We start from the raw sequence: 10,378 nt of genomic DNA on the forward strand, positions 1-10,378 counted from the left end.
GATGTGCTCAATGTGCAGGCGCGCGATCAGGTGGACATCATCAGCGTCAATGCACATGTCGACTGGGCGGCGGCCAAGAGCATCAGTCTGTCGACGGCGGGCGGGGCGAATATCACGATCGAAGGTGGGAATATTACCGTGCAGTGTCCGGGGAAGATTACGATACATGCGGCCAAGAAGAGTTTTACCGGGCCCAAGAACGTGAATTTTCCTTTGCCTGTAATGCCGCGATCCATTTGCAAAGAATGCTTGTTGAAGGCTGCGGCGATGGGCTCGCCGTTCGCAGCAAAAGGGGAATGAACTTGGAGCTTGGAGATCGTTCTACCGGAGCTGTCGGGGAAGGGATGCTTGAGTTGTTAGATCGTCGGCTTCTCGACGACGGCGCAAAACTTTATAGTCTGATTGACGGTGCTAAGTTCAGTAGACTCAACCGCTTGGTGTCGCCTCAAGATAAATCAATTGAGCTCTACTCATTACTGGGTGAGGCGGCAGTTGCTGATGCAGTCTATGCGGGTCCCATCCTCATTTTGCATAAAGCCCGTGAGAACTGCACTTTATTGGCCAAGTTGCTGGATGAATACAATAGTGCCGGATTCATATCACTAATTGTGTCTGCTGAAAATTTGGCAGATTTAGTGAAACGGTTGGTTTGGCTCACAGAAGTGAGACACGAAGACGGTACTGAGTGGGTAATGCGTTACTACGATCCGACCATATTGCCTCACTGGCTTGACGTGCTCGATGTCGAACAGCGAACGAGCGCGCTTTCCGGAACACTTCAATGGCTGTTCAAGAATGTTCGTGGAACAAATCAAGCGGTTGATTTCGGAATTTTCGGCTCAGCGAAGATTTTAGACTCGCGCCCTATGTTGTTGAGTGATGGGCAATGCGATGATTTAATGGCGCTAGCCATGCCGTACATTGTTATGAGCCAATTAAGTAATGATAATCCAAAAGTGCTCGATAAAATTCCAAAAAATGAGCGCTATGATTTTTTTTATAGGCAAATCGAAGTCGCGAGAGGCCTTAAGGTGATCTCTGCAGTCGATATCAAAACATTCTGTATTTTAGCAGTTATGTTTGGTCCAGAATTTAGCACGCATCCTTCCATTATTAAGGCAGCTGAAAGTTCCAATGCAGATATTTCATTCAGCGAGAAAGTGATGGAGTGGTCGGCTGAACAGTGGGAATTGATCGAAGCAGAGATGCTATTATTATCGTGAGCAGCGGATGTATGAAAAAAATTATACTATTGTTTGCTGGAATTTTTTCTTTGATAGGGTGCGAGTCCAAAGAGGAGGAGGCACGTCGACAGGAGGAGCTGAGAAGGACAACCTTTACAACTACTATATATAACTACACGAAATTTGATCTGTTTAATGTTATGTATAAAGTTGCCTCTATTCCATTTGACGTTGAAACTGCTGTCAATGGCGGATCGGTATTCTTCCGAAACTCCGACAAGGTCAGTATGGATAACGGCCAAGAGGTGGCCGGGGGTGGTGACACTTGCTGTCTTATATGGAGTGAAGCAACCGATAGGCCGTTGAAAATCAGGGTGATATGGAGCGTCGTCTATGATCTTGATTATTTCGACGGGAAACTTGGCGACAAACGAGATACGCGCAGTTTTAAGGGGCGCGGGGGCGGAAGCACTTGGTGCGAAGCTATCGTGGATGTCCAACCCGCGAATTCGAATGTCAAAGCCGATAAAGTTGTCTTGCACTTCCTTGCTGACGGAACGATTAAGGCTGAACTCGCCACGTTTCAAAGCCAAAAGCCGCTTCCTTACACATACGTGAAGCGACACGCGGTTCCGCTTCCTGAAGGCCAATTTTGTAAAAATGAGATCGACAATCCTTTATACGGGATTCCTCGCACGCCACATAGGGAATGAATTATGGGCAATCTAACAGTTCGTCGACTGAGCGATTTAACTAAAAGCGAGGAAGTTCGCAGAGGGGTGAACCGTAGTCGAATGGGATGGCTTGAGAATTGCAGCGATGCGAAAACTTGTAAAAAGCCAATCTGGATTACTTGCTTTTTCGATGGAACAGGAAATAACTTCGAATTTGACGGTAATGGTGAACTGAAACCTCACATCGAAAAGTATAGCAACATTGCAAAGCTGGCGAAATTTTGCCACGTTGAAAATAACTCGATTGATCGAATTTATGGCTTGTACGCCCCGGGAGTCGGCACACCATTTCTTGATGTTGGTGATAGCGGCGGCGGCTTAGACAAGGCGCTCGGCATGGCGCAGGCATCGAAAGGACAGGCGAGAATCACATGGATGCTGGATCGCCTCAAGCAGCGTATCGATGTTCATATGCCTCATGTGAATCAAGTAAATGTGGCTGTATTCGGTTTTAGCCGAGGCGCCGCGCAGGCACGTGCGTTTGTGCGACAACTGGCAGCACAGTGTCAGCAACAAGATGATCATCTGGTCTGGGTAAAAAGCGGAGGCAGTGTGCCTCCCCGCATAGAATTTTACTTCCTTGGAATATTTGATACGGTTGCCTCTGTCGGATTTGGCGGCAGCCGCTTCGAGTCTGCGTTGCCTATATTTCTTAGTTCTGCGTTACCTATATTTCCTGGTGGCTTGGCGCTTAGCGCAGTCGACAATGGAGGTCATTCGGACTGGGCATCAGATTTACGTATTCCATGGTATGTACGGAAGTGCGAACATTACGTAGCTGCGCATGAGGTCAGGGAAAAATTCCCATCTGATTCAGTTCGAGATAACCAGGCGATACCCGAAAATTGCCGCGAGGTATTCTACCCTGGTGCTCATTCGGACGTTGGCGGAGGATACGACGATATGAATCAGGAAGGAAGATCGAATCATCTCTCTAGAATTCCTTTGTGCAACATGTTTTTAACTGCTTATTCAGCCGGCGTCCCCTTTGATCCTCCAAGCAAAATATTAAAGGAGTACGGGTCATTGTTCATGATATCGACTGAACTTGCATCATGTTTTAAAGTCTACGTGAAACATGTTGAGACAAACGGCACACTAGAGAAACAGGTCATTAGCCATATGGGCTGTTATTATCACTGGAGATGGGGACGTACGGAGCGTCAGAGGGCAGCTCTGAAGGAGCGTCAAGCAATGATCGCGAGAGGCGAGGCAGTGATGTATGCAACGCCAGACGCCTATATGACGACTACCGACCGTGAGTGGGAGGCCGATGTTCAAAATATCGCTAAGAAAAAAACAGGTCTTTTTCGGAGTTCCACTGAGCCACTTGAGGACGTGATATTCGATGCTTGGACAGGTAAACTTCGAAAATCGATGCCAACTTCTGAGCGCGATCTCTTTGACAAATTTTTTGATCGTTATGTACATGATTCTGTGGCAGGATTCAAAAATCAGATGAGCGATTCAAGTGTTGGAATAATTGAATTTAGCCGTTGGAGTAGAAATCGTCAATATTTCTTAGGAAAGCGCGGTAAAAAGTTCCTTTACTGGCGGTATGAAGGGGTAAAACCGCATGCAAGTGGAGCGAGAGAAGCAATGCTCTTGCCGAAGGATCCAACCGGTGGTCAAGCGGCGATCGCATGAAGCTGTCATAGATCTTTGCAGCATTCGATCTATGACGAAAACTCCTAATGTCTAATGCGTTGCCCGCGAAGCCACATTGATCTGTTCGAGGCCATCGCGAACAGGCACTGCCTGAGCAGGATCCCGAACTGGCCGCCGTCATCGCTCAGGCCAGCACCAGCGGCTACGCCAACCTGGTCGATGCCATCGCGGCCGCTATCCCGTGGCGTCCGGTGGTCGGCGAAAACGGCTTGCGCCACCATCCGAAACCAACCGCCCACGGCAGCCAGAGCGCGATCGTGGTCGGGCCCGGCGGCGGCGCGAGCGCGAGCGGCGCCGATGAAATCCACTGCGACCGCCTCGGCCGAGTACGCATTCGCTTCCACTGGCAGGAAGACGCCGCCGCGACCTGCTGGGTACGCGTTGCGCAGCGCTCGACCGGCGGCGGCATGGGCAGCCAGTTCCTGCCGCGCATCGGGCAGGAAGTACTGGTGCAGTTTCTCGAAAACGATATCGACCGGCCGCTGATCGTCGGCGCGCTGTACAACGGCCAGGGTGAAGGCGGCACGCTACCGACCCCGGGCGGCAAGAGTGAACAAGAGAGCGACACAGCGATCTTCGGCGCCGCGAACGATCACGCCGTCTCGGCGCAGGGCAACTTGGCGGGTGGCAACGGGCCGCTGTGGCACGGTGCGGCGGCGGCCAGCGCCGGTCACCGCAACAGCGCCGCGCAGTGGGGCATTCGCAGCAAGGAATTCGGCGGCAGCGGCTACAACCAGCTCGTGTTCGACGACACCGATAGCCAGGGCCGTATCCAGCTCAAGAGCAGCCACGCCGCTAGCGAACTGAATCTGGGCCACCTGATCCATACGGCCGACAATTACCGCGGCAGCCTGCGCGGGCTGGGCGCCGAACTCCGCACGGACGGCTATGGCGCGGTGCGCGCCGCCACGGGCCTCTTGGTCACGAGCTACAAGATCACCCATGGCGCGGACGCACGTGAGCCGGCTGGCGACAATGTGGCGGGGATCGCCATGCTGAAACAGGCGGTCACCCTGGGCGAGACCTTCAGCGCGGCAGCGACGACGCATCAGACGGTGGCGTTCGCCAGCCATCTCGGCGCTGCGAAAGCCAATGCCAGCAAGCTCGACGACAAGGAAGCGCCGCTGCCGGCAATGCTGACGGCGGTCTCGGGCATGCTCAGTGGCGAGAGTATGGACGCGGCGCGCGGCGAGATGCCTGCCAAACCGGTTGCCCCGGCCGATGGCAAACTGCCCAACAGTAGTTCGGCTGTGATTGCCATTGCCGCCAAGGCCGGCCTTGGTGTGGTTGCCGCGAATGATCTGCAACTGGCCAATGGCGAGACCATCACGTTGATGAGCGGTCAGGATACGCAGTTTGTCACCGGTGGCCAGTTGCGGATGCATAGCGGGCAGGCGATCGGTATGCTGGGCGGTGCTGTAACAGCGGGTGCGGAGAATATCGGCCTGCAACTGGTTGCAGCGAAGGGCGCGGTGGATCTGCAGGCACAGGGCGATGTGCTCAATGTGCAGGCGCGCGATCAGGTGGACATCATCAGCGCCAATGCGCATGTCGACTGGGCGGCTGCCAAGAGCATCAGTCTGTCGACGGCGGGCGGGGCGAATATCACGATCGAAGGTGGGAATATTACCGTGCAGTGTCCGGGGAAGATCACGATCCACGCTGCGAAAAAAAGCTTCGTGGGTCCGGTGGGCCAGCCCTATCCGCTACCGGCCATCCCCGGCACGGTGTGTGTCGAATGTCTGAAAAAATCTCTGGCGGCTGCGCCCGCATTCACGTTGGTGGAATAACGCATGTTGATCGATCCATACCAGACCAATTGGCATGCTGAACTGCTGGGACAATCTCGGCAACTGCCTGACGGAGCACAGCTTGTACTGTTGATCGACGGCGCGTTCGTACCTGGACTGTTTCGACACCTGAGCAGCAGCAGCGAGCCAGTCTTGCTGTTCGAGCGGCTTCCTGGCTGCAACGACAAAGTGAGGGACGTATCGCCATTCCTGGTGCCTTTCGTTTCGGGCAACCAGGCACTACATCGCGTCCTGGAGCGATGCGAGGGACTGCCCATGTTGAGCGCGATTGTTACTAGCGACAGTATCGACGTACTTGCTGAACGACTCGCCGCTTGGTGCACTGTCGCGACCGGGGGAGACTATTTCAATTTCAGGTTTCCCGACACGCGGCGACTGCCTGCTATCTTTGCCGTTCTGATGCCTCAGCAGCAGCGTGAGCTTGCCGGCAATGCCCTAAGCTGGCACTACATTGCCAGGAACGGGGCTTGGGCAGCGCTGCCGATTGATTACTCTGGACCAGCGGCCGGGACTACAGTGAATGCAAGGCTAAGTGAAGCGCAGTTTGCAAGGCTGATTGAGGATAGTGAAGCGGACGAACTATGGGTTCGGCTGCAGTATGGCGACGACACTTGGGATGGCTTGCCGTCAGAGCGGCATGATCTGCTCAAGGAAGCGGTGCAGGTTGCCCGCCAACATAATCTCGACGATATTGCAACATTGACATGGTGTGCCAAGTTAATGGCCATGGGTGCAACGGGAAATCAGGTCACCGTGGGACATGTTTTTTTGAATTTTCAGAAAGAACTGAAGGGACGACTCAATGACGATCTACAAAATACTGTTTAGCACATTTGTGCTCTTACTATGCGGCTGCAGTGCGCGAGGAGAGTCTGGCGCGTCAGGGTCAGGTGATCGAGTTTCAGTAAGTATTCATGGTGTTAACTACACTGCGGACCCTTTTGAGTTTTCTGTTGTTGATCCACGCGATGAAAAGAACAATGGTGGTGGAGAACACATTGGGCCATATGCCGCTGGCGGCATCGTTTGCTGTTTCAAGCTCCCTGCCAAGTGGTCGCCTGGAACAGTCATTGAAGTTGAATCGAGGCACTGGTTGTCGACAGGGAATGGAGAAGAAATTTCCGCTATTGAAAAGAAGCATACAGTCGAACTACCAGCCTACGCGAATGGAAAAGCTGGAGAATTATGGGTGCTGCGCAGGTCCGATGGTGGCATTGATATTGTTTCAAGCGACCTGCAACCTGACCATCCTCAATGGCCTGGAAAAATCAAGGGTTGGCCGGTGCCATCGCGCGAATTTATGTTGGAACGATGGGAGTTAGAGCGCAAGCTTGCTGAACTTAACGTGCGAGTTTTTCAGGAATCTTTCGCGGAACTAAAGAGATCACCTAAATCTAAGCTTCCACTAGCATGGGCTTCGGACAAAAGGCATGTTCCTGATGAGATCGAAAATTTTTCAGGTCCAGAAGATCCTGCATATCTTGGATATGTCGAGAAACGTTATGCGGAAAGTTTGCGTAAATCAAGATATCATCTTGAGCAAATAATAAAGGCCCGGCCATGAGCTCTAAACTGTGTCCGATTTTACCTATTGCCTATGTAGCTGCCACAGATAGAGAGAAATTCTTCGACCTTGCGGATCTTGAGGAAATCGCCAGACATGAAGAGCGCGAAAAACCAAAAGTTGGTGTGCCCAATGCGTCGTGTAACACTAACCTTTTCTTCGGCTTCTTTTTCGATGGAACTAAAAATAACTATAGGTTGGCTGCAAAAGCGAATGAATACTCCAATGTTGCTCGATTATATGACGCTTTCCCCGGTCAGAGCGTGCCGGGTGTATTGCCGAAGGGAGTAGACTGGAAGCTTGAAAAAGATTCAAGGTTTTTGAATTTCTTTCGAGTTTATGTGCCGGGTGTAGCGTCACCTTTCCCGGACATCAATGATAGCGGTGATGGCTGGACTAAGGTTCTCGGCGGGGCTGTGGGCAGAAAAGGCAACGACCGCATTGTGTGGGCATTAATTCAGGCAGTTAACAATGTTCATCGTTTTTTCTACAAGCAACCTTTGTTATCGTCCGAAGAAGCTACCTCGTTGGTAAGTCGTCTTTATCTTTCTAAAGAGGCACGGGCATTAATGAGCAGGAATGTAGCACGTCCATATCGGGAATATCAGGATGTGGAAACAGTGCGTCCTCGAGCTGAATTTGAAAATCTTTTGAGGCGTTTGCACGCGCGTGTCGCACAGCACTGGTCAATAAATGGATCTCGCCCAAAAAAGATTGACCCTGCAATTGTTCAAACTATTTTTATATCGACATTAGGCTTTTCTCGGGGAGCCACTCAAGCTCGTGCCTTTGCCAACTGGCTAGATTCCTTATGCAGGCTCGATGCGCAGATTTTGGGAAAAAAAGGCACAACTTTAGGCGGCTTCCCTGTAAGTTTCGACTTTTTGGGTCTGTTCGATACTGTAGCATCTGTCGGTCCGGGAAACACGTTCGGGGACTGGATTATTTCACGATTAGTAGATGGACATAGTGGCTGGGCTGATGCCGATGATAGCTTAAGAATACCCGGCAGTGTAAAGCGATGTGTGCATCTCGTCGCCGCGCATGAGCAACGGCGCAGTTTTCCGCTAGATTCAGTTGCAGTAGGGTTCGCATACCCATCCAACGCAGAAGAAATCGTCTTTCCTGGCGTGCATTCAGATGTTGGCGGCGGTTATGCGCCGATGGATCATGGAAAAGGTATTAATGCCAATGGTAAAGATATGCTTTCACGCTTGCCATTGCTGCATATGTATAAGGTCGCAAGATTGGCAGGTGTGCCTTTGAAGCTTGAGTTGGCCGATAAGGATGTGCAAAAAAAGTTTGAAGTCGATGCAAAGGTCATTAACGATTTCAATGCTTATTTATCGCAATGCAAGCGATCGAAGGGATCGCTGACTGATATCATGCGCGAACAGCAAATTCTTCAAATGGGATGGAGATATTTTCGGCGTGCCGGTGGTGGTAACGAAATAAATAGAACTAACAGCTTTAAAAGAGCTAGCAACTTTGACAAGAATGACTTGGACTCGTCGTCTCGAGAATTTAGCGATGAATTGAATGAGTTTGAAAAGCAACTACAGAAATGGAAAAAACAAAAACTACCGAAGCAGTCGCCTGGCTTTGGAAACTCTTTCGTTCGTGAGTGGCAAGAAATCGCGCGACATTGGCCTGTAACAATCCAGACCCCAGAAATTGTACATTTTTTTGATGAGTACGTGCACGATTCTCGTGCGGCTTTCAAGTTGAGTGGTGCGGTTAATCCTACGGATGCTGTCAATTCACTTCAAGAATGGTCAAGAATATTGGCTGTTCGTAAGTCTTTGTATTCCAATCCTATGCCAGTAGTGCGAATGTCTCGAGCAGGGCCGCCAGATTACGGTATGGATCGAAATGAGCGTATGGCTGCAGAGGCGTTTGACCGGGAAAGAAAAGCAAAGCCCAACGAGCGGGATCTGACAAAGCTAATCCCTCGTTACATTAACGAAGGGCGTGAGCCATCGTTTCTGGCCGAAGCTGGATATTTTCGATTTAGAAAGATTTATGGCGGTTCGGACGATGTACTTCTATCTCAGTCAGATAGTGAACATAGCGGAAGGTCGTTTAACGATCTGGCCGATATTAAGGCAGTAGACGACTCGGTAAGTGATGTGAGGCGAAAAGTTTAGGAGCTTATCGCGATTTTCATGAAAGGTTTACCGACGTGTCACCGCGAGCGGCATAAGTGCTTGGTCCTCAACTGCTACTGGGCCGGTTGGCTGCACTGGAAACGAGCCTGGCCGACGGCACCTGTACCCAATTCAACGGCCTCGTCAGCGAAGCGGCAATGCTGGGCAGCTTTGGCGGCCTGGCGCGCTACCGGCTGCGCTTGCAGCCGTGGCTGTGGCGCCTTGGCCAGGTGCGCAACAGCCGCGTATGGCAAGACAAGACGGTGATGGAAATCGTCGACATCGTGTTCCAGGAACACGCACCGCACGCCGAATGGCGCTGGAGCGATGAAACGGCAGCCTTCATGGCCGATGCCGGCACGCGCAGCTATTGCTGCCAGTACCGCGAATCCGACCTCGATTTCGTCACGCGGCTGCTGACCGAAGAAGGCCTGAGCTGGCGCATCGAAGAAACGGACGAGGGCCACGGCGTGGTGCTGTTCGGCGACAGCAGCCAGGCCAGCGCGACGCCCGAGGACGCCAGCAGCAGCGCCGGCGGCGGCATTCGCTTCCATGGCGCGCGCGCCGGCGAAGCGCACGACAGCGTGCAATCGCTGCGCGCACGGCGCAGCCTGCGCGTGGGCCTCTCCACCGTGCTCAGTTACGACTACAAGGCCAAGAAAGCCGTGGCCGCCAGCGTACCGACTGCGGGCGCCGTGGGAGGACCCAACGCGCCGCTGCTGGAAAGCTTTGATACGCCTGGCCAGTACTTCTACGCCGACGGCGCCCAGGCGTGCCGCTATGCGCTGTTGCAGATGCAGGCCAACGAAGCGCGCCGCCACCTGTGGCAGGCCCGCTCGACCGTGCGCACGCTGCGCGCCGGTACCCGTTTCACCCTGACGCAGGGGCCGCTGCAAGCGGGCGCCGGCGCCGATGCCGATCCGGCGTATGTCGCACTGCGCGTCGTGAGCGTGGGCGTCAACAACCTGCCCAAGCCCGCCAGGGAGGGACTGGCCGAGTTGTTCGGGCCGATCCCGGAATTGCTTGAACAGACACTGCCCGAGCACGATCCTGAACTGGCCGCCGTCATCGCCCAGGCTAGCACCAGCGGATACGCCAATCTGGTCGATGCCATCGCGGCCGATACCCCGTGGCGTCCGGTGGTCGGCGAAAACGGCTTGCGCCACCATCCGAAACCAACCGCCCACGGCAGCCAGAGCGCGATCGTGGTCGGGCCCGGCGGCGGCGCGAGCGCGAGCGGCGCCGATGAAATCCACTGCGACCGCCTCGG

At 53.1% G+C, this 10,378-nt stretch carries 9 protein-coding genes; all 9 read left to right on the forward strand.

What is annotated here, in order from left to right; translation table 11 throughout:
* Positions 1 to 300: DUF2345 domain-containing protein (locus HD842_RS23705; protein ID WP_183558734.1), on the forward strand; the 300-nt coding region annotated here is incomplete at its 5' end.
* Entirely contained in the window at positions 297 to 1,223 is a 927-nt protein-coding gene (locus HD842_RS23710; protein ID WP_183558737.1) for a DUF4123 domain-containing protein, read from the forward strand. The genes HD842_RS23705 and HD842_RS23710, both read left to right, overlap by 4 nt.
* 11 nt (positions 1,224 to 1,234) lie before the next feature.
* A complete protein-coding gene (locus HD842_RS23715; RefSeq protein ID WP_183558740.1) occupies positions 1,235 to 1,897 on the forward strand; it encodes a hypothetical protein in 663 nt (220 codons plus the stop codon).
* 3 nt (positions 1,898 to 1,900) lie between these two features.
* Positions 1,901 to 3,565 carry a T6SS phospholipase effector Tle1-like catalytic domain-containing protein gene (locus tag HD842_RS23720; RefSeq protein WP_183558743.1) on the forward strand — a complete coding sequence of 555 codons (1,665 nt, stop codon included), beginning with the start codon at positions 1,901 to 1,903 and terminating at the stop codon, positions 3,563 to 3,565.
* 230 nt (positions 3,566 to 3,795) lie between these two features.
* On the forward strand, positions 3,796 to 5,376 hold the full coding sequence (locus HD842_RS23725; protein WP_229424912.1) for a DUF2345 domain-containing protein: 1,581 nt from the start codon (positions 3,796 to 3,798) through the stop codon (positions 5,374 to 5,376).
* 3 nt (positions 5,377 to 5,379) lie between these two features.
* On the forward strand, positions 5,380 to 6,225 hold the full coding sequence (locus HD842_RS23730) for a DUF4123 domain-containing protein (protein ID WP_183558746.1): 846 nt from the start codon (positions 5,380 to 5,382) through the stop codon (positions 6,223 to 6,225).
* Positions 6,200 to 6,961 carry a DUF3304 domain-containing protein gene (locus HD842_RS23735; protein ID WP_183558749.1) on the forward strand — a complete coding sequence of 254 codons (762 nt, stop codon included), beginning with the start codon at positions 6,200 to 6,202 and terminating at the stop codon, positions 6,959 to 6,961. The genes HD842_RS23730 and HD842_RS23735 overlap by 26 nt, the downstream gene beginning before the upstream one ends.
* A complete protein-coding gene (locus tag HD842_RS23740) occupies positions 6,958 to 9,108 on the forward strand; it encodes a T6SS phospholipase effector Tle1-like catalytic domain-containing protein (RefSeq protein WP_183558752.1) in 2,151 nt (716 codons plus the stop codon). The genes HD842_RS23735 and HD842_RS23740 overlap by 4 nt, the downstream gene beginning before the upstream one ends.
* A gap of 56 nt (positions 9,109 to 9,164) precedes the next feature.
* A partial coding sequence (locus HD842_RS23745; protein WP_183558755.1) for a type VI secretion system Vgr family protein occupies positions 9,165 to 10,378 on the forward strand: 1,214 nt, incomplete at its 3' end.

Source organism: Massilia aurea, assembly GCF_014200505.1.
Lineage (GTDB): Bacteria > Pseudomonadota > Gammaproteobacteria > Burkholderiales > Burkholderiaceae_D > Telluria > Telluria aurea_B.

What these genes read in the sequence shown, in the direction of transcription:
- HD842_RS23735 (WP_183558749.1), top strand. Translation starts at nt 6,200, where the DNA reads ATGACGATCTACAAAATACTGTTTAGCACATTTGTGCTCTTACTATGC.
- HD842_RS23740 (WP_183558752.1), top strand. Translation starts at nt 6,958, where the DNA reads ATGAGCTCTAAACTGTGTCCGATTTTACCTATTGCCTATGTAGCTGCC.
- HD842_RS23720 (WP_183558743.1), top strand. Translation starts at nt 1,901, where the DNA reads ATGGGCAATCTAACAGTTCGTCGACTGAGCGATTTAACTAAAAGCGAG.
- HD842_RS23730 (WP_183558746.1), top strand. Translation starts at nt 5,380, where the DNA reads ATGTTGATCGATCCATACCAGACCAATTGGCATGCTGAACTGCTGGGA.
- HD842_RS23710 (WP_183558737.1), top strand. Translation starts at nt 297, where the DNA reads ATGAACTTGGAGCTTGGAGATCGTTCTACCGGAGCTGTCGGGGAAGGG.
- HD842_RS23715 (WP_183558740.1), top strand. Translation starts at nt 1,235, where the DNA reads ATGAAAAAAATTATACTATTGTTTGCTGGAATTTTTTCTTTGATAGGG.